At 63.0% G+C, this 24,549-nt stretch carries 25 protein-coding genes; 17 read left to right on the plus strand and 8 right to left on the minus strand.

The features are described 5' to 3' along the window. Window positions 1-67 precede the first annotated feature (67 nt). The 12 genes from flgF (at window position 68) to U8L64_RS04705 (ending at window position 10,569) form a co-directional block, all read left to right on the plus strand. The gene (flgF, locus tag U8L64_RS04650) at window positions 68-808 is read left to right on the plus strand and encodes a flagellar basal-body rod protein FlgF (protein ID WP_008570746.1); all 741 of its coding nucleotides are present in this window, start codon (window positions 68-70) and stop codon (window positions 806-808) included. Between the two features lie 42 nt (window positions 809-850). Beyond that, window positions 851-1,636: a flagellar basal-body rod protein FlgG gene (gene flgG, locus U8L64_RS04655; RefSeq protein ID WP_008570745.1), complete on the plus strand. Its 786-nt coding sequence runs from the start codon at window positions 851-853 to the stop codon at window positions 1,634-1,636. A gap of 83 nt (window positions 1,637-1,719) precedes the next feature. Further along, window positions 1,720-2,418 carry a flagellar basal body L-ring protein FlgH gene (gene flgH / locus U8L64_RS04660; protein ID WP_043299257.1) on the plus strand — a complete coding sequence of 233 codons (699 nt, stop codon included), beginning with the start codon at window positions 1,720-1,722 and terminating at the stop codon, window positions 2,416-2,418. Window positions 2,419-2,435: 17 nt separating this feature from the next. Beyond that, window positions 2,436-3,533, plus strand: coding sequence for a flagellar basal body P-ring protein FlgI (locus U8L64_RS04665; RefSeq protein ID WP_043299416.1), 1,098 nt, complete (start codon window positions 2,436-2,438; stop codon window positions 3,531-3,533). A 13-nt stretch (window positions 3,534-3,546) separates the two neighbouring features. Continuing rightward, the gene (gene flgJ / locus U8L64_RS04670) at window positions 3,547-4,728 is read left to right on the plus strand and encodes a flagellar assembly peptidoglycan hydrolase FlgJ (RefSeq protein WP_333394435.1); all 1,182 of its coding nucleotides are present in this window, start codon (window positions 3,547-3,549) and stop codon (window positions 4,726-4,728) included. 3 nt (window positions 4,729-4,731) lie between these two features. After that, window positions 4,732-6,771 carry a flagellar hook-associated protein FlgK gene (gene flgK / locus U8L64_RS04675; protein ID WP_333394438.1) on the plus strand — a complete coding sequence of 680 codons (2,040 nt, stop codon included), beginning with the start codon at window positions 4,732-4,734 and terminating at the stop codon, window positions 6,769-6,771. An 11-nt stretch (window positions 6,772-6,782) separates the two neighbouring features. Beyond that, complete coding sequence (gene flgL / locus U8L64_RS04680; RefSeq protein WP_333394440.1) at window positions 6,783-8,048, plus strand: flagellar hook-associated protein FlgL; 1,266 nt, start codon at window positions 6,783-6,785, stop codon at window positions 8,046-8,048. Window positions 8,049-8,170: 122 nt separating this feature from the next. Continuing rightward, window positions 8,171-8,491 (plus strand): ComEA family DNA-binding protein, encoded by a 321-nt coding sequence (locus U8L64_RS04685; protein ID WP_054095124.1) that lies wholly within the window; start codon window positions 8,171-8,173, stop codon window positions 8,489-8,491. A gap of 360 nt (window positions 8,492-8,851) precedes the next feature. Then, a complete protein-coding gene (locus U8L64_RS04690) occupies window positions 8,852-9,289 on the plus strand; it encodes a YkvA family protein (RefSeq protein ID WP_333394442.1) in 438 nt (145 codons plus the stop codon). Window positions 9,290-9,401: 112 nt separating this feature from the next. Further along, window positions 9,402-9,725, plus strand: a complete 324-nt coding sequence (locus U8L64_RS04695) for a helix-turn-helix domain-containing protein (protein WP_077683838.1) — start codon at window positions 9,402-9,404, stop codon at window positions 9,723-9,725. Continuing rightward, on the plus strand, window positions 9,722-10,102 hold the full coding sequence (locus U8L64_RS04700; RefSeq protein ID WP_043299270.1) for a hypothetical protein: 381 nt from the start codon (window positions 9,722-9,724) through the stop codon (window positions 10,100-10,102). The genes U8L64_RS04695 and U8L64_RS04700 overlap by 4 nt, the downstream gene beginning before the upstream one ends. Further along, window positions 10,102-10,569, plus strand: a complete 468-nt coding sequence (locus U8L64_RS04705; protein WP_333394587.1) for a sel1 repeat family protein — start codon at window positions 10,102-10,104, stop codon at window positions 10,567-10,569. The genes U8L64_RS04700 and U8L64_RS04705 overlap by 1 nt, the downstream gene beginning before the upstream one ends. A 73-nt stretch (window positions 10,570-10,642) precedes the next feature. Here the strand turns inward: U8L64_RS04705 and U8L64_RS04710 are convergent, their stop codons facing one another. Then, a complete protein-coding gene (locus U8L64_RS04710; protein WP_077683839.1) occupies window positions 10,643-12,724 on the minus strand; it encodes a carboxy terminal-processing peptidase in 2,082 nt (693 codons plus the stop codon). A gap of 165 nt (window positions 12,725-12,889) precedes the next feature. Here U8L64_RS04710 and U8L64_RS04715 point away from each other — a divergent pair, with 165 nt between their 5' ends. Then, on the plus strand, window positions 12,890-13,852 hold the full coding sequence (locus U8L64_RS04715; protein WP_333394446.1) for an NAD(P)H-quinone oxidoreductase: 963 nt from the start codon (window positions 12,890-12,892) through the stop codon (window positions 13,850-13,852). A gap of 40 nt (window positions 13,853-13,892) precedes the next feature. On the opposite strand, the gene U8L64_RS04720 is transcribed toward U8L64_RS04715, so the two are convergent. The 5 genes from U8L64_RS04720 to minC all read right to left on the minus strand — a co-directional run bounded on the left by U8L64_RS04720 (window position 13,893) and on the right by minC (window position 17,852). Continuing rightward, the gene (locus U8L64_RS04720) at window positions 13,893-15,182 is read right to left on the minus strand and encodes a M18 family aminopeptidase (RefSeq protein ID WP_043299275.1); all 1,290 of its coding nucleotides are present in this window, start codon (window positions 15,180-15,182) and stop codon (window positions 13,893-13,895) included. 86 nt (window positions 15,183-15,268) lie between these two features. Continuing rightward, complete coding sequence (locus U8L64_RS04725) at window positions 15,269-15,904, minus strand: RluA family pseudouridine synthase (protein ID WP_008570735.1); 636 nt, start codon at window positions 15,902-15,904, stop codon at window positions 15,269-15,271. 61 nt (window positions 15,905-15,965) lie between these two features. Continuing rightward, the gene (minE, locus tag U8L64_RS04730; protein WP_003287467.1) at window positions 15,966-16,223 is read right to left on the minus strand and encodes a cell division topological specificity factor MinE; all 258 of its coding nucleotides are present in this window, start codon (window positions 16,221-16,223) and stop codon (window positions 15,966-15,968) included. Then, window positions 16,220-17,035, minus strand: coding sequence for a septum site-determining protein MinD (gene minD, locus U8L64_RS04735; protein WP_008570733.1), 816 nt, complete (start codon window positions 17,033-17,035; stop codon window positions 16,220-16,222). The genes minE and minD overlap by 4 nt, the downstream gene beginning before the upstream one ends. A gap of 91 nt (window positions 17,036-17,126) precedes the next feature. After that, a complete protein-coding gene (minC, locus tag U8L64_RS04740) occupies window positions 17,127-17,852 on the minus strand; it encodes a septum site-determining protein MinC (protein ID WP_333394450.1) in 726 nt (241 codons plus the stop codon). Window positions 17,853-18,001: 149 nt separating this feature from the next. On the opposite strand from minC, the gene U8L64_RS04745 reads away from it, so the two are divergent. Beyond that, window positions 18,002-18,946 carry a lipid A biosynthesis lauroyl acyltransferase gene (locus U8L64_RS04745; protein ID WP_043299282.1) on the plus strand — a complete coding sequence of 315 codons (945 nt, stop codon included), beginning with the start codon at window positions 18,002-18,004 and terminating at the stop codon, window positions 18,944-18,946. A 9-nt stretch (window positions 18,947-18,955) separates the two neighbouring features. Here U8L64_RS04745 and U8L64_RS04750 read toward each other — a convergent pair whose 3' ends face one another. Together U8L64_RS04750 and U8L64_RS04755 are read right to left on the minus strand one after the other, a co-directional pair. Beyond that, on the minus strand, window positions 18,956-19,711 hold the full coding sequence (locus U8L64_RS04750; RefSeq protein ID WP_333394589.1) for an MlaA family lipoprotein: 756 nt from the start codon (window positions 19,709-19,711) through the stop codon (window positions 18,956-18,958). A 7-nt stretch (window positions 19,712-19,718) separates the two neighbouring features. Further along, window positions 19,719-21,008 (minus strand): serine/threonine protein kinase, encoded by a 1,290-nt coding sequence (locus U8L64_RS04755; protein ID WP_167137288.1) that lies wholly within the window; start codon window positions 21,006-21,008, stop codon window positions 19,719-19,721. Window positions 21,009-21,476: 468 nt separating this feature from the next. Between U8L64_RS04755 and U8L64_RS04760 the strand changes: the two genes are divergently transcribed. The 3 genes from U8L64_RS04760 to U8L64_RS04770 all read left to right on the plus strand — a co-directional run bounded on the left by U8L64_RS04760 (window position 21,477) and on the right by U8L64_RS04770 (window position 24,470). Beyond that, on the plus strand, window positions 21,477-21,794 hold the full coding sequence (locus tag U8L64_RS04760; protein ID WP_003287476.1) for a DUF485 domain-containing protein: 318 nt from the start codon (window positions 21,477-21,479) through the stop codon (window positions 21,792-21,794). Continuing rightward, entirely contained in the window at window positions 21,794-23,452 is a 1,659-nt protein-coding gene (locus U8L64_RS04765) for a cation acetate symporter (RefSeq protein ID WP_043299287.1), read from the plus strand. Before U8L64_RS04760 ends, U8L64_RS04765 begins: the two co-directional genes overlap by 1 nt. 208 nt (window positions 23,453-23,660) lie before the next feature. Then, window positions 23,661-24,470: an SDR family oxidoreductase gene (locus tag U8L64_RS04770; protein ID WP_043299289.1), complete on the plus strand. Its 810-nt coding sequence runs from the start codon at window positions 23,661-23,663 to the stop codon at window positions 24,468-24,470. The last annotated feature ends 79 nt before the right edge of the window (window positions 24,471-24,549 follow it).

Raw genomic sequence — 24,549 nt, forward strand, 5'->3', positions numbered from 1 at the left:
GCACGCGCCTTGCTATCTCGATGTCAACAGAATGGCGAGTGTCAATCTCGCGTCTTGGAGTTTGCTGATGGACAAGATGCTCTACGTGGCCATGACCGGCGCCAGCCAGAACGCGCGGGCACAGCAGGCCCATGCGAACAACCTGGCGAACATCTCCACCACCGGATTTCGGCGGGACTTCGAGCAGGCGCGTTCGATGCAAGTGTTCGGCGACAGTTTCCCGGCGCGCGTCTACGCGATGACCGAGCGCCCGGGGACGGACTTTACCGCCGGCGCGCTGCAGGAAACCGGGCGCGATCTGGACGTCGCCATCGAGGGCGAGGGCTGGATTGCGGTGCAGGCGCCCGATGGTGGTGAAGCCTACGTGCGCACCGGCAGCCTGAACATCGATGTGCTCGGCGTGCTGCGTACCGCCGATGGCATGCCGGTGATGGGCAACGGCGGGCCGATCGCCATTCCGCCCGAGGAAAAGGTCGACATCGGTCAGGACGGCACCATCAGCATCCGCGCGTTGGGCGAAGACCCGAACGTAGTCGTCACCGTCGATCGCCTGAAGCTGGTCAATCCCGATCCGCAGCAGCTGGAGAAGGGCACCGATGGCCTGATTCGCATGAAGGGCGGCCAGCCCGTGGAGGCTGACGCAGGCGTGCGCGTGACCTCGGGCTTCCTCGAGGCGAGCAACGTGAATGCGGTGGCCGAAATGACATCCATGCTGGCGCTGTCGCGCCAGTTCGAACTGCACGTGAAAATGATGCGCACCGCCGAGGATGATGCGGCTGCGATGGCTCGCGTCCTGCAGATCAGCTAACACCAGCGCGTCGCGTCCGCTCGACGCACGAGGAGAAAGCACATGCTTCCAGCACTTTGGGTCAGCAAGACCGGTTTGTCCGCCCAGGACATGAACCTGACGACCATCTCGAACAACCTGGCCAACGTCTCGACCACCGGCTTCAAGCGTGATCGTGCCGAATTCCAGGACCTGCTCTATCAGATTCGTCGCCAGCCCGGCGGGCAGTCCAGCCAGGACAGCGAGCTGCCGTCCGGCCTGCAACTGGGTACCGGGGTACGCATCACCGGCACGCAGAAGATCTTTACCACCGGCAGCCTGCAGACCACCGAACAGCCGCTCGACATGGCGATCAACGGGCGCGGCTTCTTCCAGGTGCTGCTGCCTGACGGCACCGTGTCTTACACCCGCGACGGTAGCTTCCACCTGAGCTCCGACGGCCAGATCGTCACCTCCAACGGCTATTCGCTGGAACCTGCCATTGTCGTGCCGCCGGAAACCCAGACTTTCACCGTCGGCGAAGACGGCACCGTCTCGGTGACTATGCTGGGCAATGCGCAGCCGCAGATCATCGGCAATATCCAGACGGCTGACTTCATCAACCCGGCCGGCCTGCAGGCGATGGGCAGCAACCTGTTCCTGGAGACCGCGGCCAGCGGCGCGCCGCAGATCAGTACGCCGGGCCTCAACGGCCTGGGTACGGTGCTGCAAAACACCCTTGAAAACTCCAACGTCAGCGTGGTGGAGGAGCTGGTCAACATGATCACCACCCAGCGCGCCTACGAGATGAACTCCAAGGTCATCTCCACCGCCGACCAGATGCTGTCGTTCGTTACCCAGCAGTTGTAAGTCGCGTTAACCGTTGTTGCAGGGCATGGATAGCTCGCTGTGTCCGAAGTCGTTTCAATGGCCCCGTCCGGGCTGAGGTGTGTATGAGCCGCTTGTTGACCGTTGTTGTTTCGATATCGTCCGCGCTGGCCCTGGCCGGCTGCGTGGCGCCGGCGCCCAAGCCGAACGATCCGTACTACGCGCCGGTGCTGCCGCGTACGCCGCTGCCGGCGGCGCAGAACAACGGTGCGATCTATCAGGCCGGTTTCGAGACCAACCTCTACGACGACCGCAAGGCCTTCCGGGTGGGCGACATCATCACCATCACCCTCAACGAGCGGACCCAGGCGAGCAAGAACGCCTCGTCGCAGATTTCCAAGGACAGCAGCGCCAACATCGGCCTGGGCTCGCTGTTCGGCGGTGGCGTTTCGATGGGCAATCCGCTGACCGGCAACAAGATGACGCTCGGCGCCGAATACGAGGCTGAGCGTGACACCTCCGGCTCCGGTCAGGCGGGGCAGAGCAACAGCCTGTCCGGCTCGATCACGGTGACCGTCTCGGAGGTGCTGCCCAACGGTATCCTCGCGGTGCGCGGTGAGAAGTGGATGACGCTCAACACCGGCGACGAGCTGGTGCGCATCGCCGGCCTGGTGCGGGCCGACGACATCACCACGGACAACACCGTGCCTTCGACACGGATTGCCGACGCGCGCATCACCTATTCGGGCACGGGTGCCTTCGCCGACGCGAGCCAGCCGGGTTGGCTGGATCGCTTCTTCATCAGCCCGCTGTGGCCGTTCTGACCGGAGGCTGTTCCATGATGCGCAAAATCTTCGTGCTGCTCGGCCTGCTCGGCCTGGCCATGACCGCCCAGGCCGAGCGCCTAAAAGACGTCGCCACCATCAACGGCGTGCGCGCCAACCAGCTGGTCGGCTACGGACTGGTGGTCGGCCTGAACGGCAGCGGCGACCAGACTACACAGACGCCGTTCACCGTGCAGACGTTCAACAACATGCTGGCGCAGTTCGGCATCAAAGTGCCGGCCGGCGGCAACGTGCAGCTGAAGAACGTCGCGGCGGTTTCCATTCACGCCGAGTTGCCGCCATTCGCCAAGCCTGGGCAGACCATCGACATCACCGTGTCCTCTATCGGTAACGCCAAGAGCCTGCGCGGCGGCAGCCTGCTGATGGCGCCGCTCAAGGGCATCGACGGCAACGTCTACGCCATCGCCCAGGGCAACCTGGTGGTCGGCGGTTTCGATGCCAGCGGCGCCGACGGCTCACGGGTCACCGTCAACGTACCGTCGGCCGGGCGAATTCCGGGAGGGGCGACCGTCGAACGGCAGGTGCCGAGTGCCTTCAACCAAGGCAACACGCTGACGCTCAACCTCAATCGACCGGACTTCACCACGGCGAAGAATATCGTCGACCAGATCAATGACCTACTCGGCCCAGGCGTGGCGCAGGCGCTGGATGGCGGCTCCATCAGCGTCAGCGCGCCGCTGGACCCGAGCCAGCGCGTGGATTACCTGTCGATCCTGGAGAATCTCGAGGTTGACGTCGGCCAGGCGGTGGCCAAGGTCATCATCAATTCGCGCACCGGCACCATCGTCATCGGTCAGAACGTGCGCGTGCAGCCAGCCGCCGTCACCCACGGCAGCCTGACGGTGACCATTACCGAGGATCCGCAGGTTAGCCAGCCGGAGGCGTTCTCCGCTGGGCAGACCGCGGTGGTGCCCAACTCCCGGGTGCAGGCCGAAGAGGAAGCCAAGCCGATGTTCAAGTTTGGTCCCGGCACCACGCTGGACGAGATCGTGCGTGCGGTGAACCAGGTCGGCGCGGCGCCCAGCGACCTCATGGCCATTCTCGAGGCGCTCAAGCAGGCTGGTGCGTTGCAGGCCGATCTGATCGTGATCTAAGGGTTTAACGGATATGGATACTCGTCTGGGCGCCGGCGGGCGCGGTCTCGACAGCGGCAGCTACACCGATCTCAATCGCCTCAACCAGCTGAAGGTGGGCAAGGATCGTGATGGCGAAGAAAACGTGCGCAAGGTTGCGCAGGAGTTCGAGTCGCTGTTTCTCAACGAGATGCTCAAGTCCATGCGCTCGGCCAATGCCGTGCTGGCCGAAGACAACCCGCTGAACAGCCAGGCCGCCAAGCAGTATCAGGAAATGTACGACCAGCAGCTGTCGGTCAGTCTGTCAAAAGACGGTGGCGGCATTGGCTTGGCCGACGTGCTGGTGCGCCAGCTGAGCAAGCAGACCGAAACCGCCAGCCGTTCGAATCCCTTCGCCCAGGTCGCTGCTACCGAAGGCGCGAGCTGGCCGAGCAAGCCGGCAGCCGCGACCGACGCCGTGCGCGACGATTCGCGACTGCTCAACCAGCGTCGCCTGGCGCTGCCAGGCAAGCTCAGCGAGCGGCAGGTCGCCAATGTTTCGGCTACCAATCCTGCCGCGCCGCAGGCGCTGGTATCCGATGGCAAGCCGCTGGTCGAACTGGACTGGAAGCCCGCCACCGCCTTCGCCGCCCCGCAGGACAAGTCGCTGATCGTCAACGGGGTGCCGGCGAATGCAGCCGCAGCGCCGAGCAAGACGCGCTTCAGCTCGCGCGAGGAATTCATCACCACCATGCTGCCGATGGCCGAGAAGGCCGCCGAGCGCCTGGGCGTCGAGCCACGCTACCTGGTGGCGCAGGCCGCGCTGGAAACCGGCTGGGGCAAGTCCATGATCCGCCACCGCGACGGCAGCAACAGCCACAACCTGTTCGGCATCAAGGCTACCGGCTGGCAGGGCGAGTCGGCCTCGGCGACCACCACCGAGTACGTCAATGGCAAGGCCACCCGCGAGGTGGCGGGCTTCCGTGCCTACGACTCCTTCGAGCAGAGCTTCAACGACTTCGTCAGCCTGCTGGAGAACAACGACCGTTACCGCACCGCCATTCAGGTCGCCAGCAATTCCGGTGATTCCGAGCGCTTCGTCAAGGAGCTGCAGAAGGCGGGCTACGCCACCGATCCGCAGTACGCGCGCAAGATCAGCCAGATCGCGCGCAAGATGCAGACCTATCAGACCGTCGCCGACGCAGGTTCGGCGCCCGCCATGCGGACCAGAGGCTAATTCATGGCTGACCTACTCAATATTGGCCTGTCCGGGCTTTCCGCCAGCAAGACGCAGCTGTCGATCACCGGCCACAACATCAGCAACGTCAACACGCCGGGCTACACGCGCCAGGATGCGACCCAGGCGACACGGCTGGCACAGTTCAGCGGCGCGGGTTATATCGGCTCCGGCACCACGCTGGTCGATGTGCGCCGCAGCTATAGCGAGTTCCTGACCAGTCAGTTGCGCAGCAGCACGGCGCTCAATAGCGACGTCGCGGCCTACAAGAGTCAGATTGATCAGCTCGACTCGCTGCTTGCCGGTACTACCACGGGAATCACCCCGGCATTGCAGAGCTTCTTTTCCGCATTGCAGACCGCGGCCGAGGACCCGGCCAACATTCCGGCGCGGCAGCTGGTGCTGGCCGAGTCCGAAGGTCTGGCACGGCGTTTCAATACCGTCTACGACCGGCTAGCCGAGCAGAATGCCTTCACCAACAAGCAGATGTCCGCAGTCACCGATCAGGTCAACCGACTGGCCAGCAGCATCGGCAGCCTGAACGAAGCCATCGCCGTCGCTGCCGCCAATGGCAAGCAGCCGAACGATCTGCTTGATGCTCGCGAAGAGGCGGTGCGCCAGCTGTCCACCTACATCGGCGTAACGGTGGTTCCGCAGGACGACAGCAGCTTTAACATCTTCATCGGCAGCGGCCAGCCGCTGGTGGTGGGCAGCAGCGTGGCGCGCCTGGAAGTGGTGCCGGGGCAGGGCGACCCTAACCGCCACGAGGTACAGTTCATCAGCGGCGGCTCGCGCCAGGGCATCACCTCGCAGATCAGCGGTGGCGAGCTGGGCGGGCTGATTCGCTATCGCAGCGAGGTGCTGGACTCGACCATGAACTCCTTGGGCCGTCTGGCACTGGCGGTGAGCGATCAGGTCAACAGCCAGCTCGGACAAGGGCTGGATCTGAAGGGCAATGTGGGGACGGCGCTGTTTGGCGATTACAACGATCCGGCGCTGGCCAAGCTGCGCGTCAACGCGTTCTCCGGCAACAGCAGCAATGCGCAGCCGGCGCTTAACATCACGCAAACCAATCTGCTGACCACCAGCGACTATCTGATGGAGTATGGCGCTGGTGGCTATACGGTGCGTCGCCTGAGCGACAGTCAGCCGATGACGGTAACAACCAATGCTGACGGCAGCCTGAGCATCACCGACAAGAGCGGCCGGGATCAGGGATTCCAGATCGTACCGGGAACGCCGGCGCCCGCGGTGGGCGACAAGTTCACCCTGCAGCCCACGCGCCGCGGTGCGACCGACATCACGGCGGTGCTCGATCAGGCGGACCAGTTGGCCTTCGCCGCGCCGATGCGTGCCGAAGGTAATCTGCAAAACAGCGGAACCGGTGTCATCGGTCAGCCTGATCTGGTCAATGGTCCGTCGCCGATCGACAAGACCGTGCTCAGCGCGGCTAGCCTTTCGCTCGAGGTAACACTGAGCGCGGACGGCAAGACCTATACGCTGGGCGATCCGCTGCCGAGCGGCTGGTCGTACGTAGACGATCAGGGTAATCCGCTAGCGGCCGCTCCCAGCTTCACATCGGGCACTGCCAATACTGTGCGGGTGGCTTATACGTCCGGCGCCGAGACGTATCAGCTGGCCTTTGCCATGAGCGGCCGTCCGGCGAATGGTGATGATTTCAGTATCGCCTTCAACCAGAGTGGAGTCTCCGACAACCGCAACGCCCTGAAGCTGGTCGACCTGCAAAGCAAGCAGAGCATCGGTGTCGATAACAACGTGGCGGGTTCCGGTTTCAGTTTCACCGACGGCTATGGCGAGCTGGTCGAGCGCGTTGGCACGCTGACCGCGCAGGCGCGACTGGACAGCGAGGCGAACGGCGCGATCCTCAAGCAGGCCACCGACAACCGCGACTCGCTGTCGGCGGTCAACCTCGACGAGGAGGCCGCCAACCTGATCAAGTTCGAGCAGTACTACAACGCCTCGGCGCAGATCATTCAAGTTGCCCGCTCGCTGTTCGATACATTGATCAGCACCTTCCGCTAACAGGCCCGACCATGCGCATCTCGACCTTGCAGGCATTCAACAACGGCGTCGCCGGGTTGCAACGCAACTACGCCAACGCGACCCGTACTCAGGAACAGATCAGCACCGGCAACCGCATCCTCACTCCGGCCGACGATCCGGTCGCGTCGGTACGCCTGCTGCAGCTGGAACAGCAGCAGAACGTGTTGAGCCAGTACAACGCCAACCTTACGGCGGCGAACAACAGCCTGACCCAGGAAGAGGTCACGCTCAATTCGGTAAACACCGTATTGCAGCGCGTGCGCGAGCTGGCAGTACAGGCCGGCAACGGCGCGCTCGATCCGCAGGATCGCAAGTCCATTGCGGCCGAACTGGGCGAGCGAGAGGATGAGTTGCTGTCGTTGATGAACACCCGTAACGCGCGAGGCGAATATCTGTTCGCGGGCTTTCAGGGCAAGACACAGCCGTTCGTGCGGGGCGCCGATGGCAGCTATAGCTACGAAGGTGATGAGGGGCAGCGCAAGCTGCAAATCGCCAGCTCGTTAAATATTCCGATCAGCGACAATGGCAAGTCGGTCTTTGAGAACGTGATCAATGCCGGGCGTTACCAAAGCGTCTTCACCGCTCAAGCCGGTTCCACGTTGAGCGTTTCGGCTCCGCTGGTGCAGGATGAGGTCGCGCTCACCGCAAATCCGGCGTTTCCCGCTGCGGGCATTGGCGTGCACTTCACTTCGGAAACTGACTACATCGTCTACGATCTCAGCGCTCCGCCAGCTGATTTTGCTGATCCATTTGCCGATCCCAATCTCGTCCTCGCGTCCGGTTCTTTGGACGACAAAACGGACACAAGCGACAAACTCGTTTTTCGTGGTGTGGTCATGCAGTTTAACGGCACGCCTGCGGCTGGCGATTCGGTTGAGGTTACGCTGGACGCTACTCAGCAGAAGCAGGGCATCCTCAGCACCATCGCCAGCCTACGCTCCGCGTTGGAAAACCCTATCACGGGTAATCAGGGGGTTCACGATGCCGTTGCCGTCGCGCTGACCAACCTCGACCACGGCATGGTCAGCGTCGATGCCGCGCGCGGCAATATCGGTGCTCGGCTGAACGTGATCGAAACGACGCAGACCGATAACGAGGACGTGACGCTGGTGAACAAATCGGTGCAGGCCGAGCTGAAAGAGCTGGACTATGCCGAAGCGTTGTCGCGCCTGTCGTTCCAGACCGTCATCCTCGAGGCGGCGCAGCAGAGCTATGTGAAGATCAGTGGGCTCAACCTGTTCAACGCGATGAGGTAACGGCAGGTTGACGGGGTTCGCAAAAAACGCATCCCGTTTTGACTTCGCTAGAACGCTGTCTAGATTAAGCACGCTGCGGAGCAGGAAGTACCGCAGCCTTCAAACTTCATAAGGACGTGAATATGAGCAAAGCATTTCTTTCCGCAGTGGCCTTCGCGCTACTCACCTCGCTGGCCGTGCCAGGCCATGCTGCCAGTAATCCTCAGCAGAGCGCTCCTGCCGCTGTACCAGCAGCGAATGCCGAGATTGCAGTCGTCAAGATCAACAGCGCCGACGCAGAAACCCTGACCCGGGAACTCAAAGGCATCGGCCCGACCAAGGCGAAGGCGATCATCGATTATCGCGACAACCACGGTCCGTTCCAGTCAGTCGACGAGCTGCTGGAGGTCAAGGGCATCGGCGCGGCAACCCTTGAGAAGAACCGCAGCAAGCTCAGTCTGTAACCTGCAGCCAAAGCGAGCCGCAATGGCTCGCTTTGGCTGCAGGCCCCACTTTTCGCCGAACCCTGTCGCTGCGGGCCAGTCAAAAACGCTATCGAAAAAGCGTTGACATATGACGGTTATGCACATTTCAAACGGCCAGTAGACCGTTCGTCTCCGCCTCCTTGTCGTTGCTTGATCAGATGACATAAGTCATTGTTTTTCAATGACTTGGGCGGCTGCGCAAAAAAGGAACGATTTGTCTCGGAGGCCCGTGAGTAGGGCGTTTGACGCAATCATCCATAAACAATTCACAAGGTTATCCACAGCTTCTGTGGGTAACCTCGCTAACCCAGCAAGGACGCTGCCTGGAGGAAACTCTGTATGAAAGCGCCCTGGAATTTCCTGCGATACCTACCCGTTGCCCAACGCGTCATTGCTCGTGGCAGAGTTCCCGCGTTGCTGCTGGCGGTCGCGCGTAAGCGTTCCTCTCACGGCGGGTTGCTGAAAGGTTTGCGTGAGGATCTGTCGCTGTTTCAGGCGTTGTGTGTCGCTTGGTGGCGCGGAGAGTACCGGGTGATCAGCAAGTCGACGCTCGTATCGGTAGTTGCCGCGCTGTTGTACTTTCTGTCGCCGCTGGATGCGCTTCCGGACTGGATTCCCGGGCTCGGCTTCATCGATGACCTGGCGGTGATGGGTTGGGTCATGCGCAAGTGGTCCGACGAGCTTGTGGCGTTTCGTGGCTGGCGCGACGCTCAGCCACCGTCGCGTAAAGCGGCGCTGGAGGTGTTGCCGGCAGCGCAGGAAACCGAGCGACGTTAGAGCGGATGCGCTGCCGTTGCATACAGTGAAATGCAGTGGCAGCGCGATGCTCCATTGCCTGTCCAGACTGTTAAGATTCGGCTATCTAGGCCAAAGAGTTCAGGAAAGAAAGATGAATGTGCAGGTCATCATGCGCGATGGCGCACCCGAATATGCTGTCCTGCCGTGGAGCGAATATGAAGCGCTGCTGAATGCGGTAGGGCGACGGCCCGACGCTCCTCAGCCTGCCCCTGAAGCTGTTTGCGCACCGGCGCTGCGACAGCTGCCACAATTGCGTGAGGCGAAGGGGCTGGATATCGCAGCGTTGGCCCGCTCAGTAGGTATCAGCCCGGCCTATCTCGCATTGATTGAAAGCGGTGAGCGGGTACCCGATACGGCGATCCGCCGCGCCTTGGCCCGTGCCCTCGAGGTACCACGCTGGGAGGACGACGCTTGAACCTGCAACGTCCTGCGGTACGCATCAGTCGGCAGCATTGGCAAGCGCTGCTGCTGGAGTTGGGCGAGGCTCGCCGGCAGCGTCATCTGGTGACCTATCGAGCATTGGTCGAGCGCCTGCAATTGCCGGCTCCGGCCATGCAAACGCTGACCGCTGCGCTGGAGCATCTGGCCGCGTTGGATGCGCGGGCGGAACGGCCTTTGCGCAGCGCACTGGTCATCAGTCAGGGCGCCAGCCGTCTACCCCGTACGGGGTTCTTCGAGTGTGCGACGAAACTCGGGCGCTTCAGTGGACCGTCAGATGGGTTCGCTGCGGCATCCTGGCACGCTGGCGAGGTCGCGCGGGTTTTTGAATTCGACTATCCGGAGGTTCCATGATGCTCTGGAAGCTGCGCGCGAGCGCAGGCTATCTGCTCGCCCGCAAACTGATGGCTGCGCGTTGGGCGGTGCAACAGCCGAAGCTATGGCGCTGGATGGAAGGGCAGTTCTCGCGCAAGGCCAATCTGGGCGATCGTGCCGCGCAGAGTTTCTACGGCCATATGCTCTATTTTCGTGGCCAGGGTCTGGGCGCAAAACAGGAAGGCATACGGCTGTTGCGTTTGGCTGCTCAGGCCGGCGATGCCAAAGCGGCCTACCAGCTGGGCGTGATCAGTCTCAGTGAAGATGCCTCGCGTGGTCCAGATGGCCCTGAGGCTGCGCGCTGGTGGGAGCAGGCGGCAACTGCCGGGCATCCGCTGGCGGCGATGCGGCTAGAGCAGCTTTACCGTGCCGGTGGCTATGGCCTGGCTGCGGATCCGGCAGTAGCCGATCGCTACAAGGCGCTCGCCGCACACCGCGGCATATAAGGTCTGCTGGAGCTGATGAGAATGAAAAAAGGCCGCCTCGTTGGGCGGCCTTTCTGTTAGCGCAGTTCAGTAATCAGTGCTGTGCCATCGCTGAATCGAGACCCAAGTAGTCGAGCAGAATCCGTCCGCTCTCCGCGAGATAGGCGTCGTCCTCCGGCTTGAGTTTCTCGGGCTCGTGAGGCGTACTCGTCTCGTCGTCCTTTTCCAGCTTGGCCAGAGGTTCTTCGCCCTTGGCCTGGCGCAGCGCGTTTTCCAGCGACAGCTGACGTTTCTCGATAGCGGCCTGCTGCGCGCGACGCTTGCTCTCGTTGAGACTTACCGTGGTTTCATGCATCAGCTCTTGGGTTAGAGCCAGGCGATCACGCGTAAACACGAAGTCCGGATTCTGCTCGGTACGCGCCTCGTGGCGCGCCTTGAGTTCGGCGAGGAACGGCTTGAACGGGTTCATATCAGGATTGATCGCGGCGCGGATGCTGTCCCAGGGCATTGCCTCGGGCAGCGCGCTTTCGCCGATCTCCTTGGTATCGACGTCGGCCGGATAGCTGATGTCCGGAATCACGCCCTGGTGCTGGGTGCTCTGCCCGGAAACCCGGTAGAACTTGGCCAGAGTGAGCTTCAGTTCGCCGTGGTTGAGAGGCTGGATGGTCTGCACGGTGCCCTTGCCAAACGTCTGTCCGCCGAGGATCAGAGCGCGGTGATAGTCCTGCATGGCGCCAGCGAAGATCTCCGAAGCGGAGGCGGACAATCGATTGACCAGCACCGCTAGCGGACCTTTATAGAATGCACCGACGTTCTCGTCGGCCAGCACGTCGACGCGGCCGTCGGCGTTGCGCACCAGTACGGTCGGCCCCTGGTCGATGAACAAGCCGGTCAGCTCGGTGGCTTCCTGCAGCGATCCGCCGCCGTTGTTGCGTAGGTCGATCACTACGCCATCAACCTTCTCCTGCTGCAGCTCGGTCAGCAGTTTCTTCACGTCGCGGGTGGTGCTCTTGTAGTTCTGGTCGCCGGCGCGCAGCGCTTTGAAGTCGAGGTAGAAGGCCGGTATCTCGATGACACCGAGCTTGAACTGCTGACCCTGGTGCTCGAGGTTGAGCACCGATTTCTTCGCCGCCTGTTCTTCCAGCTTCACCGCTTCGCGAGTGATCGCGACGATCTTGCTGGTCTGGTCGTTGGGTGCGTTGCTCGCCGGAATCACTTCCAGGCGCACAACCGAGCCCTTCGGACCGCGAATCAGCTTGACCACTTCGTCCAGTCGCCAGCCAATCACGTCGACCATCTCGTCATCACTCTGGGCGACGCCGATGATCTTGTCGGCCGGCGCCAGCTGCTTGCTTTTCTCTGCCGGGCCGGCCGGCACCAGGCGCACGATCTTGACGTGCTCGTTGTCGCTCTGCAGCACCGCACCGATGCCTTCCAGCGACAGGCTCATGTTGATATCGAAGTTCTCCGCGTTATCCGGCGACAGGTATTGCGTGTGCGGGTCGTAGGACTGCGCGAAGGCGTTGATGTAGGTCTGGAACACATCCTCGCCGCGAGTCTGCTCCAGTCGCGCGAGCTGGTTCTTGTAGCGCTTGGTCAGCAGTTCCTGAATGGCCTTGGGCTCCTTGCCGGCAATCTTCAGGCGCAGGACTTCATCCTTCACGCGCTTGCGCCAGAGGTCATCGAGTTCGGCGCGATCCTTCGCCCAGGCGGCTTTCTCTCGATCCACCAGCAGCGTCTCGTCGAGGGTGAAGTCGATCTTGTCGACGCCCTGTTGCAGCAGGCCCAGCGCATAGTTGAGGCGATCTTCCAGGCGCTCGAGGTGACGCTTGTAGATGAGGAAGCCCGGCTCCAGGTTGCCGCGCTTAAGGAAGTCGTCAAACTCGGTGCGCCAGCGATTGAATTCGGCGAGGTCCGATGCGAGGAAATAGCTGCGCGCCGGATCGAGCATCTCTATGTAGCTGTCGAAGATCTTTGCCGAGCGTGCGTCGTTGAGCGGTGGCTTGTTGTAATGGTGGCGCTTGAGTAGCTCGACGACGTTCAGGCTGGCGATGACCTGCTCGCGGTCCGGCTGCAGGTAATCCCACTTCGGTGCGTCGCCAGGCTTGGCCAACGCCAGCGAGGCCTGGAGGCCGAACAGCAGGGTGAAAACGGTGCAGGCAAGCGTGCGTTTCATGGTTTGAGGGCGACGTAAGGCTGAGGAATAACGCATATTAGGCCATCTAGGGTTGGCGCCGGTTCGTCAGGCGTCCGGCGGTATGAAGCACGCGCCCGTCGGTATGGCTGGGAGAGACCAGCGAGTAACGGTTGGGCGCAGGATTGGACTCACTATGGAGGCAGCATGAAGGCATTGCAAGGCGTCGAGGGGGAACTGGAGTGGGCGCAACGACCAGCCCCGGAATGTGGCGAGGGTGAGGTGCGAATCCGCGTTGCGGCCGCTGGGTTGAACCGTGCCGATCTGTTGCAGCGTGCCGGTCATTATCCGCCGCCAGCGGGCGTGACCGATACCCTTGGTCTGGAGTGTGCTGGGGTGGTCATAGAGGCCGGCGCGGGTAGCCGTTGGCAGGTTGGCGATCGGGTCTGCACCTTGCTGGCTGGTGGCGGTATGGCGGAGGAGGTGGTGGTCGATGCCCGGCATGCGCTGCCGGTGCCGGCGGGACTGTCGCTGCGCGAGGCGGCGGTGATTCCCGAGGTGTATGCCACGGCCTGGCTCAATCTGTATCGGCTGGGTGCGCTGCAACCTGGCGAGAAGGTGCTGCTGCATGCTGGGGCCAGCGGTGTCGGTTCGGCGGCGATCCAGCTGTGCAAGGCATTCGACAACCCCTGCTGGGTCAGCGTGGGATCGGCGGAGCGTCTGGCCTACTGCGAGGCGCTCGGTGCACAAGGCGGCGTGCTGCGTGGAGAGGCGCTGGAGGCGCTGCGCGATTTCGCGCCATTCGACCTGATCCTCGATCCGGTCGGTGCCAAGTACGCTGCACTGAACCTGCAGCTGCTGGGGCTGGACGCGCGCTGGGTGATGATCGGCCTGATGGGCGGACGCAAGGCCGAGCTGGACCTGGCGGCGCTGTTGGCCAAGCGCATCCAGCTGATCGGCTCGACGCTACGCAGCCGCGATGCGGACTACAAGGCCGGGTTGCTCGCCGAGATGGAGGAAAATGTCTGGCCAATGTTCGCCGAGGGTAGATTGTCACCGCGTCTGGAGCAGTGCTTCCCGATCGGCGATGCCGAAGCGGCCTTCGCGGCCCTGGCCAGCAATACCGTCTCCGGCAAGCTGGCACTGGTCATCGACGCCGATCTGCAGTGACCATCGATGCGGGGCGCTGGCCGGCGCACCCGCGTCCGTTTCAGGGCAGCGTGCTGCTCGAATAGAAGGCAGTGAGTACTTTCACCAGGTGCGCCAGATCCTGACTGCCGGCCAGTTCGCGGATCGAATGCATGGCGAAGGTCGGCAGGCCGATATCGACCGTGCGCACGCCGAGCTGACCGGCGGTGATCGGACCGATGGTCGAGCCGCAGCCGAGATCGCTGCGGGTGACGAAGCTCTGTACCGGCACCTCGTTTTCCACGCATAGATGACGGAAGAAACCGGCGGTTTCGCTGCTGGTGGCGTAGCGCTGGTTGCTGTTGACCTTGATCACCGGGCCGGCGTTGAGCTTCGGTCCGTGGTTGCCATCGTGTTTGTCGGCATAGTTGGGGTGCACGGCGTGCGCGTTGTCGGCGGAAATCAGCAGGGAACGGTTGATGCAGCGCTGGAAACTCTCATCCTCCGGGAGCACGCGACGCAGCACCTGTTCGAGGAACGGGCCGTCGGCACCGCACATGGAACAGGAGCCGACCTCCTCGTGATCGGTACAGACGAGTAGGCAGGTCTCCTCCGGCGCAGCGTTCAGCAGCGCCTGCAAGCCGGCGAAGCAGGACAACAGGTTGTCAAGGCGGGCGCCGGCGATGAAATCGCCGTTGAGGCCGACCACTGCGGCTGGCTGGGTGTCGTAGAGACTGAGCTCGAAGTCCAGAATCACGTCGGCGATCAGATCGTGCTCGCGGCTCAGCTGTTCGGCCAGCAGCGCACGCAGATCGGGGTTTTCCTCGCCGAGTACCTGGGCGATCAGTGGTGGCAGCTCGTTCTGGGCGTTGATGGCCCAGCCCTGGTTCGCTTCGCGGTTGAGGTGAATGGCCAGGCTGGGGATCACTGCGATGGGCAGCCGGAAGTCGATCAGCTGGCTTTCGATGCGGCCGTCGCGGCTGTAGGTGACGCGGCCGGCGAGCGACAGGTCGCGGTCGAACCAGGGTGCGAGCAGCGCACCGCCGTAGACTTCCACGCCGAGCTGCCAGAAGCCCTGGCGCTGCAGGTCCGGATGCGGCTTGACGCGCAGGCAGGGGCTGTCGGTATGCGCGCCGACCAGGCGCATGCCGTGCTCGACCATCGTTCTGCTGCCGAGCTGGAAGGCAATGAGCGACGAATCGTTGCGCGTGACGTAATAGCGCCCGCCGGGCTGCAGATGCCAGGCGTCGCGTTCCTCGAGCGGAGTGAAGCCGGATGCCTGCAGGCGCTGGGCGAGATTGCGAGTGGCGTGGAACGGCGTGGGCGATGCCTGAAGGAATTCGATCAGGCTCTGGTTGAGTGTTTGCGGCATGACGGGCTCCGGACTGCAATGGCGCGAAGTCTACCGCATCGACCCCGGGCGGTCTGCGCGATTGGCCGGCGCTAGGGGTTGCCCGTTCAGAACGGCGCCGCGCAGTCGAAGCGCAGGCGTTCGCCGGTCTGCGGGTGGGTCAGCGTCAGCATGCTGGCATGCAGGCACAGACGCTCGTGTGCCTGCAGGGCCTGCTCGTGCGCGTAGAGGCGGTCGCCGAGCAGCGGATGGCCGATGGATAGCATGTGTACGCGCAGCTGATGCGAACGACCGGTGATCGGTGTCAGTTCGACGCGGCAGTGATCACCGCAGCGTTCGAGGATGCGCCAGAAAGTCAGCGCGTGTTTGCCCAGCTCGTGATCGACGACGTGCCGTGGCTTGGTCGGCGGGTCGTAGCGCAGCGGCAGGTCGATACTGCCGCTGTCCTGCTCCGGCTGGCCCCAGCATAGCGCCGTATAGGCTTTTTCGGTTTCACGATCGTGAAACTGACGAGACAGCTCGCGGTGACTGTCGGCATCCCGGGCGAGCACGATCAAGCCCGAGGTTTCCCAGTCCAGCCGGTGCACGATGCGCGCTTCGGGGTAGCCGTTTTCCTGCAGACGGGTCACCAGGCAATCGCGATTATCCTCGGCGCGGCCGGGCACCGAGAGCAGCAGGGTAGGCTTGTTGATCACCAGCAGGGCGGCGTCCTGATGGACGATCTCGATGTTGCTTAGCGGCATGTGCTTTTCCACAAACGAAGACGGCGGCCCGAGGCCGCCGTTCCTGAAACAACCGGGTCGCTCAGCGATCCGGCAGGGTGATGTTCAGCTCGAGGATCGAGCAGCTGCCCTGGTCCTCCAGCGCCACCTGGACCTGATCCTGATCGATGTTGACGTACTTGCGGATCACCTCCACCAGCTCCTTCTGCAGTGCAGGCAGGTAGTCCGGCTGGGTGCGCTGGCCGCGTTCATGCGCAACGATGATCTGCAGACGCTCCTTCGCGATGGCGGCGGGCGTTTCCTTCTTCTTGCGCTCGCGAAAGAAATCGAAAAGGTTCATTCGCGGCCTCCAAAGAGTCGCTGCAGGAAGCCGGGCTTCTTCACGTCGAGGAAGCGGTGGGCCACTTCCTTGCCGAGCAGACGGTCTACGGCGTCGCTATAGGCCTGGCCTGCGTCGCTCTGGTCGTCGAGGATCACCGGGATGCCCTGGTTGGAAGCCTTGAGCACCGCCTGGGATTCCGGGATCACGCCGAGCAGGCGGATGGAAAGGATTTCCTCGACGTCTTCGACGCCGAGCATTTCGCCCTTGTTGACGCGCTCGGGGTTGTAGCGAGTCAGCAACAGGTGCTCCTTGATCGGCTCCTGGCCGTTCTCGGCGCGGCGCGATTTGCTGGCCAGCAGGCCGAGCATGCGGTCGGAGTCGCGTACCGACGATACTTCCGGGTTGGTCACGACGATGGCTTCGTCGGCGTAGTACATGGCCAGATGCGCACCCTTTTCGATACCGGCCGGGGAGTCGCAGATCACGTACTCGAAAGTCTTGCTCAGCTCGTCGATCACCTTGCCGACGCCTTCGAGCGTCAGGGCGTCCTTGTCGCGGGTCTGGCTGGCGGCGAGGACGTAGAGGTTCTCCAGGCGCTTGTCCTTGATCAAGGCCTGGCCGAGGGTCGCGTCGCCATTGATGACGTTGACGAAGTCGTAAACCACGCGACGCTCGCAGCCCATGATCAGGTCCAGATTACGCAGGCCGACGTCGAAGTCGACCACGGCGGTCTTGTGCCCGCGCAGAGCGAGGCCGGTTCCGATGGCGGCGCTGGTGGTGGTCTTGCCGACGCCACCTTTGCCGGAAGTGACTACGAGGATCTTGGCCAAGGTGCTTCACCCTAAATGTGAAAAATCGGCCTCGTCGGCCTGAGCGGCGCGGGAAGCCATTTCGGTGCGGAAAAATTCGCGGAAGTATCCGTTAAAGGCGGGTGATGTTCAACACGTCGCCGGCGAGCCGGATCTGCACCGATTCGGCCCACAGCGGCTCGCGGCGCAGGTCTTCGGCCACCTTGTACTGACCGGCGATCGAGATCATCTCGGCGGCCAGTTGCTGGCAGAAAATGCGCGCATTGGCGTCGCCCTTGATGCCCGCCAGCGCGCGCCCGCGCAGCGGACCGTACACATGGATGTTGCCATCGGCGAGAAGTTCCGCGCCGGGGCTGACCGCGGCGAGCACGATCAGGTCGCCGCCCTGGGCATAGACCTGCTGGCCGCCGCGGATCGGCGTGGTCACCACACGCGTCGGGCGATAGACCGGTTCGGCGGGTTTGGCAGGTGTCTTGCTCGCCAGGTCGACCTTGCGCTCGCGTGCGCCGGAGGGCGGCAGCACCGGGATATCGAGCCCCTCGGCAGCGCTGATATAGACCGGCTGGGCGGCACGAACCGCCAGTGTGCGCAGGCCGTGCTTGCGGCATAGCGCGATCAGGGCGGCGAGGTCGACATCCGCACCATCGGCGGGGAGCTTGTCCAGGGCCAGTACCAGCGGTGTGTTGTTGAAGAAGTCTGGTGCCTGCTCGACCTTGGCCGCCAGCTGTTCGTCGAGGGCGTCGAGGTCGTTGCGGACAATCTCCAGCACGGTGATGGCGAGCATGCTGCCCTTGAGCTGGAAGACGGGGGCGTGGGGAGAGGAGTCGGCTTGGCTCATGGTCTGCCTGCGGCGGTAAATGGCGAGGACTTATAGCGGGGTGCGGCGCGGCCTGCAACAGCGAACATGGACTGCCGCCGGGGCCAGCGGCTCGGCTTTGCAGCGTTTTTCCCGATAGAATGCGCGGCTTCACCCGCTTCGAGCTCGCTATGGAACGTCCTCACTTTCGCCCGTACTTCCTGCATCCGCGTTTCTGGCTGCTCTGGCTGGGGCTGGGGTTGCTCTGGCTGCTGGTGCAATTGCCGTATCCGTGGCTGTTGTGTCTGGGGCGTCTGCTTGGCCGGTTGATGTATGCCGTCGCCGGTTCGCGCCGGAAAATCGCGCGGCGCAACCTGGAGCTGTGCTTCCCTGAACTGAGCCAGGAGCAGCGCGAGCGGCTGCTGAAGGAAAACTTCGCTTCCACCGGCATCGCCTTCTTCGAGATGGCCATGAGCTGGTGGTGGCCGCAAGCACGCCTGCAGCGCCTGGCGCATGTCGAGGGGCTGGAACACCTGCAGCGCGCACAGGCGGCGGGGCAGGGCGTGATCCTGATGGCGCTGCATTTCACCACGCTGGAGATCGGTGCCGCGTTGCTGGGCCAGCGCCACACCATCGACGGCATGTACCGCGAGCACAAGAACCCGCTGTTCGATTTCATCCAGCGTCGCGGGCGCGAACGGCACAATCGCGACGCCACCGCCATTGAGCGTGAGGACGTGCGCGCCATGCTCAAGGTGCTGCGCGCCGGCCGCGCCATCTGGTACGCGCCGGATCAGGACTACGGGCGCAAGCAGAGCCTGTTCGTGCCGCTGTTCGGCATCCAGGCGGCAACCGTCACCGCCACCACCAAGTTCGCGCGCCTGGGGCGGGCGCTGGTGGTGCCGTTCACTCAGGAGCGTCTGGCCGACGGCTCGGGCTATCGACTGGTGATTCATCCACCGCTAGAGAATTTCCCAGGCGAGAATGAAGAGGCCGACTGCCGGCGCATCAATCAATGGGTCGAGGAAGCGGTCGGCGCGCTGCCGGAGCAATACCTCTGGGCGCATCGGCGCTTCAAGACGCGTCCAGAAGGCGAGCCGAGCCTCTACGGTCGGCGTAGAAAGCGGCGCGGCTGATCCTATGGATCATTCCGCAATCTGCAGATCACGCGCCCGGCTGTAGACGTAGCGCACCTTTTCATACTCGAACGGTGAGTTGAGCTGGCCGTAGCGGAAGTCGGTGCTGTAGCGGATATCCACCACGCGCAGCGCCGTCAGGCCGAACTGCCCGCCGCTAGCCTCGGCGTAGCCGAAATAGTCCACCTGCCGTTCGATGGCGAAGTCGGTGACCAGTCCGGTGCTGTCGCGCAGGTTGGACGGGCCGAGTGCCGGGAGAATCAGGTACGGGCCGCTGGGGACGCCATAATGCCCCAGCGTCTGGCCGAAATCCTCCGGCTGGCGAGGCAGGCCCATGCGTGTCGCCGGGTCCCACAGGCCGGCGACACCGATGATGGTGTTGAACAGAAAGCGTGCCGTCGCGTTCATCGCCCGCTCGCCCTTGAGCTGCAGCACGCTGTTGGCCAGGGTCGGCAGCTCACCGAGGTTGCTGAAGAAGTTGCTCACCCCGGTGCGCACCAGGCGGGGGGTGACGTAAACGTAGCCGCGCACCACCGGCAGCATCACCCACTGGTCCAGCCGGTAGTTGAAGTGGTACATGCGCCGGTTGAACGACTCGAAGGGGTCATAGACGTCCAGCGCCTTGAAGGTTGCGCGCTCGAACTCCCGCTGGTCGAGACCGGGATTGAATTCGAGATCGCGCAGCGGGTAGGTGAAGCCATCCTCGTCGATGTTCGAGGTTTCGCCCCAGGCCGCGGCACTGGCGAGCAGCAGCGGCAACAGCAATGAGAACCTAGCCACGGAAGAACTCCAGCATCTGCGCGGTGTTAACGCGGTAGTTGAGGTTGCCGCAGTGCCCACCGCGCGGGTACAGCGTCAGCCGCTCGCCGAAGGTGCGCCGCAGAAAGCCGATGTCGCCGGGGCCGAGGATCAGATCATCGGCGTTGTGCATCACGGCAATCTTGTCGGCGCTGCGCAGGTAGTCCTCGAGCGCGTAGAGGCTCACCTGCTCGATCATCTGGGTGAGGCTGCCGCCGTCGTACTGCGCGCGCCACATGGGAATCAGCTGTTCGACGATGTAGCAGTCGAAGTCGCATAGCAGCGCGCGCTTGAGGAACGGTTCCAGGCTGGTGCCTTCGTCGATCGGGTAGTCGGGCGGAGTGATCAGTCCGCGACGGTTGATCAGGTCCGAGGTAAAGGCGATGTCTGCTGCGGAGAAGCGGAACACCGTGCCGATCAGCATCGCCATCTGCTCGTCGCTGAGCCGCAGTGGCGACTGCTGAAAGTCGTAGAGCATGGCTTCGTCGAGGTCGATGTAGCCCTTGTGGCGGTAGTAGCGGGTCAGCTTGTCCAGCACGACCTCGTAGAACGTGGTGTTGTTGTCGATGCCTTCGACCCGGGTCTGCACCAGCTTGTCCAGGTTGCTGATCGAGGTATAGAGGTTGACCGGCGGGTTGAGCAGCAGCACGCGCTTGAAGCCGAAGCTCTGCCGCGTCTCGTCGAGCTGGCTGACGAAGGCGGCGTGCAGCGCGCCCAGGCTGTAGCCGAGCAGGTGGAACTCGGTCACCGGCAATTTGCGCTGTTGTGCACGCACGGCCTGCATGACCCGGTAGAGGTCCTTGGCGTCGTCCTGGCTCAGGCCCGGCGTGGCATAGCGCGAGGCGGCGGCCATGAAGTCGTAACTGGTGGGCGAGGAGAGCTGCACCACGTGGAAGCCGGCGCCGTAGAACAGCCGCTTGAGCGCCTCGGTCTTGCCGTTGGCGTAATGCGCGCCCGTACCGGAGATGATGAAGATCAGGGGCGCTGGACCGGCCTGACGTGCGAGCCGGTAGCCCAGGCGTTTTACTGGCCAGAAGTTGTCCGGCAGCGTGAATTCGCGCTCCGGGCGCAGGCGCAGGCTGTAGTCGGCCTGATCGATCTCGTCGTCGGCCGGCACCGCCGGACGCAGTTCGAGCGGGGTCGTGGCGATGGTCGCCTCGAACGGATTGTCCAGCGGAAAGCCATATTCGGCGGCACCGAGGTCGGCGGCCTGCACTGGCAGTACGCAGGCGACCAGCAGGGCGATGAGCGGCAGCAGCGGCATGCGAATTCTCCATAAAGCGACCTGCGCGGCGGCAGTCATGCGGGGTCGAGCCGTGCAGCCCTTCCTGTGCATCGTTCCGGCGTTTCGTCGTTACCGGTGCGGGCCTGGCTCAGACACGCAGCCCCGCGATTGGTTTGATCTGCGTCGCTAGACATCGTTTCGCCGGTAGCAGCAGAACGGCGTCACCGGGCGTTTGTCGGCGCGTCGCAGCTACCTCGAACGTATACGCCTTTAGGCGACATGGCGTGCCTAAGAATGACTTTAGTCATGTCCAGCAAATACTGTTCCGAAACGCTGGAAGCCCCGTGAAATAAGGCTTGCAGAATGTTTCAGGGTGTTTGGCTGGCTCTAGCTCGCTGCTTTGCGCCGCTCGAAGTCAGACCAAAGTCGGGTGGAATTCAGCCGATCCGGCCCTAAAGTAGCCACCCTGTCCTCATTGGGGGGCAAATGATCGTGGAGACAGTTGCAATGCACAATAACGACAATGCTTACCAGCAGATCTATAACAACCCCCGCTTCCAGGAGCTGGTCGCCAAGCGTGGCCGTTTTGCCTGGATGCTTTCGATCATCATGCTGGCAGCCTATTTTGCCTTCATTCTGGTGATCGCTTTCGAACCCCATCTGCTGGGCGTCAAGCTCAGTGCGCAAACCGTTACCACCTGGGGAATTCCTGCCGGCCTGGGCCTGATCTTCCTGGCCATCGGCCTGACGGGAGTCTACGTGCAGCGCGCCAACGGCGAGTTCGACCGTATCAACCAGGAAATCCTCAACGAGGCCCAAAAATAATGATCGCTCGTTTGCTGTCCGCTGCCGCACTACTGGCAGCCTCCCCGATGCTGCTGGCGGGAGAAGCCCTCACCGGCGAAGTCCAGAAGCAGGCGACCAACTGGACCGCCATCGTCATGTTCGTGGTGTTCATCGCCTTCACGATGGGTATCACCAAGTGGGCGGCCAAGCGCAACACCTCCACGTCCGACTACTACACCGCCGGCGGCAGCATCACCGGCTTCCAGAACGGCCTGGCGATCGCCGGCGACTACATGTCCGCTGCGTCGTTCCTGGGTATTTCCGCTCTGGTGTTCACCAGTGGCTATGACGGCCTGATCTACTCCATCGGCTTCCTGGTCGGCTGGCCGCTGATCCTGTTCCTGATGGCCGAGCGCCTGCGTAACCTGGGCAAGTTCACCTTCTCCGACGTGGCGTCCTATCGCCTCGGTCAGACCCAGATCCGCATCCTGTCGGCGATGGGATCGCTGACCGTGGTGGCCTTCTACCTGATCGCCCAGATGGTCGGTGCCGGCAAGCTGATCCAGCTGCTGTTCGGCCTGGACTACATCGTTGCGGTGGTTCTGGTCGGCGTGCTGATGGTTTGCTATGTGCTGTTCGGCGGCATGCTGGCGACCACCTGGGTACAGATCATCAAGGCTGTACTGCTGCTGTCCGGCGCCAGCTTCATGGCCATCATGGTAATGAAGCATGTGGGCTTCGACTTCGGCACCCTGTTCTCCGAAGCCGTGAAGATCCACACCAAGGGCGAAGCCATCATGAGCCCGGGCGGTCTGGTAACCGATCCGGTTTCGGCGATCTCCCTGGGTCTGGCGCTGATGTTCGGTACTGCTGGCCTGCCGCACATCCTGATGCGCTTCTTCACCGTCTCCGATGCCAAGGAAGCCCGCAAGAGCGTGTTCTACGCCACTGGGTTCATCGGCTACTTCTATATCCTGACCTTCATCATCGGTTTCGGCGCGATCCTGCTGGTCAGCACCAATCCGGAATACCAGGACGCCACTGGCGCCATCATCGGCGGCACCAACATGGTGGCCGTGCACCTGGCCAACGCGGTTGGCGGTAACCTGTTCCTCGGCTTCATCTCCGCTGTGGCCTTCGCCACCATCCTGGCGGTGGTTGCCGGTCTGACCCTGGCAGGTGCTTCGGCCGTGTCTCACGACCTGTACGCCTGCGTGATCAAGAAGGGCAAGGCCAAGGAAGAGGACGAGATGAAGGTGACCAAGCGCACCACCCTGGCTCTGGGCGTGGTCGCGATCATCCTCGGTGTGGCCTTCGAGAAGCAGAACATCGCCTTCATGGTGGGTCTGGCCTTCTCCATCGCCGCCAGCTGCAACTTCCCGGTCCTGTTCCTCTCCATGTACTGGAAGAACCTGACCACTCGCGGTGCGCTGATCGGTGGTTCCCTGGGCCTGTTCACCGCGCTGATCCTGACCATCCTCAGCCCGACCGTGTGGGTGCAGGTGCTGGGCAACGCCGAGGCGATCTTCCCGTACTCCTACCCGGCGCTGTTCTCGGTAGCTGTGGCCTTCATCGGTATCTGGTTCTTCTCGATCACCGACAAGTCGACGATGGCCAGCGACGAGCGTGCCCGCTTCTTCCCGCAGTTCGTGCGTTCGCAGACCGGTCTGGGTGCAACGGGAGCCGTTGCTCACTGACGATCGTCCGTGATGTAAAAAAGAGGCAGCCTGCGGGCTGCCTTTTTCATGCCCGCCGAAAAAGCGACCCGGCTGTTGCCCTTCGCGCGCCGTGCCAGCGATCCGCCTGGCGGTTTGTTCCGGTCATTCAGCGCCCTGATGGATGCCGGGCGGCCAGATGCCTTTCGCTAGACTCGCTGCCATTGAATCGGATAACGAGGGCTGCACGATGAATCAGAACCGCATGATGGTTACCGGAGCGGGCTCCGGGCTGGGCCGCGAGATCGCCCTGCGCTGGGCGCGCGACGGCTGGCGCCTGGCGCTGTCCGACATCAACGAGGCGGGGCTGGCGCAGACCCTGGAAATGGTTCGCGCCGTCGGCGGCGACGGCTTCGTCCAGCGGTGCGATGTGCGCGACTACAGCCAGCTGATCGCCTTCGCTCAGGCCTGCGAAGACAAGCTCGGTGGCATCGACATCGTGGTGAACAACGCCGGCGTAGCGTCGGGCGGCTTCTTCAGCGAGCTGTCGCTGGAGGATTGGGACTGGCAGATCGCAATCAACCTGATGGGCGTGGTCAAGGGGTGCAAGGCGTTCCTTCCGCTCCTGCAGAAGAGTCGTGGCACGCTCATCAATATCGCCTCGATGGCTGCGCTCATGCAGGCGCCGGGCATGAGTAACTACAACGTCGCCAAGGCCGGTGTGGTGGCGCTGTCGGAAAGTCTGCTGGTGGAACTGCGCCAGCAAGAGATCGGTGTGCACGTGGTGTGTCCGTCGTTCTTCCAGACCAATCTGCTGGACTCCTATCGCGGCCCGACGCCACACATGAAGGCGCAGATCGGCAAGTTGCTGGAGGCCTCGCCGATCACCGCGGCGGATATCGCCGACTACATCCACCAGCGAGTGGCCGCAGGCGAATTCATGATTCTGCCGCACGAGGAAGGACGTATCGCCTGGCGGATCAAGCAACAGAATCCGCAGGCGATCTACGATGAAATGGCCGCATTGGCCGAGAAGAAGCGCAGCAAGGTCGGAAGCTGACCGATCGGTTCAAGAGGCTTGTCGGCGCCCGGGGCTGGGAGTAGGGTGGCCTCCCCGGCGCCTGCCATGACTGTTGGAA

It is taken from the genome of Pseudomonas sp. FIP_A4 (genome assembly GCF_036701605.1).
GTDB classification, from domain to species: Bacteria; Pseudomonadota; Gammaproteobacteria; order Pseudomonadales; family Pseudomonadaceae; genus Stutzerimonas; species Stutzerimonas phenolilytica.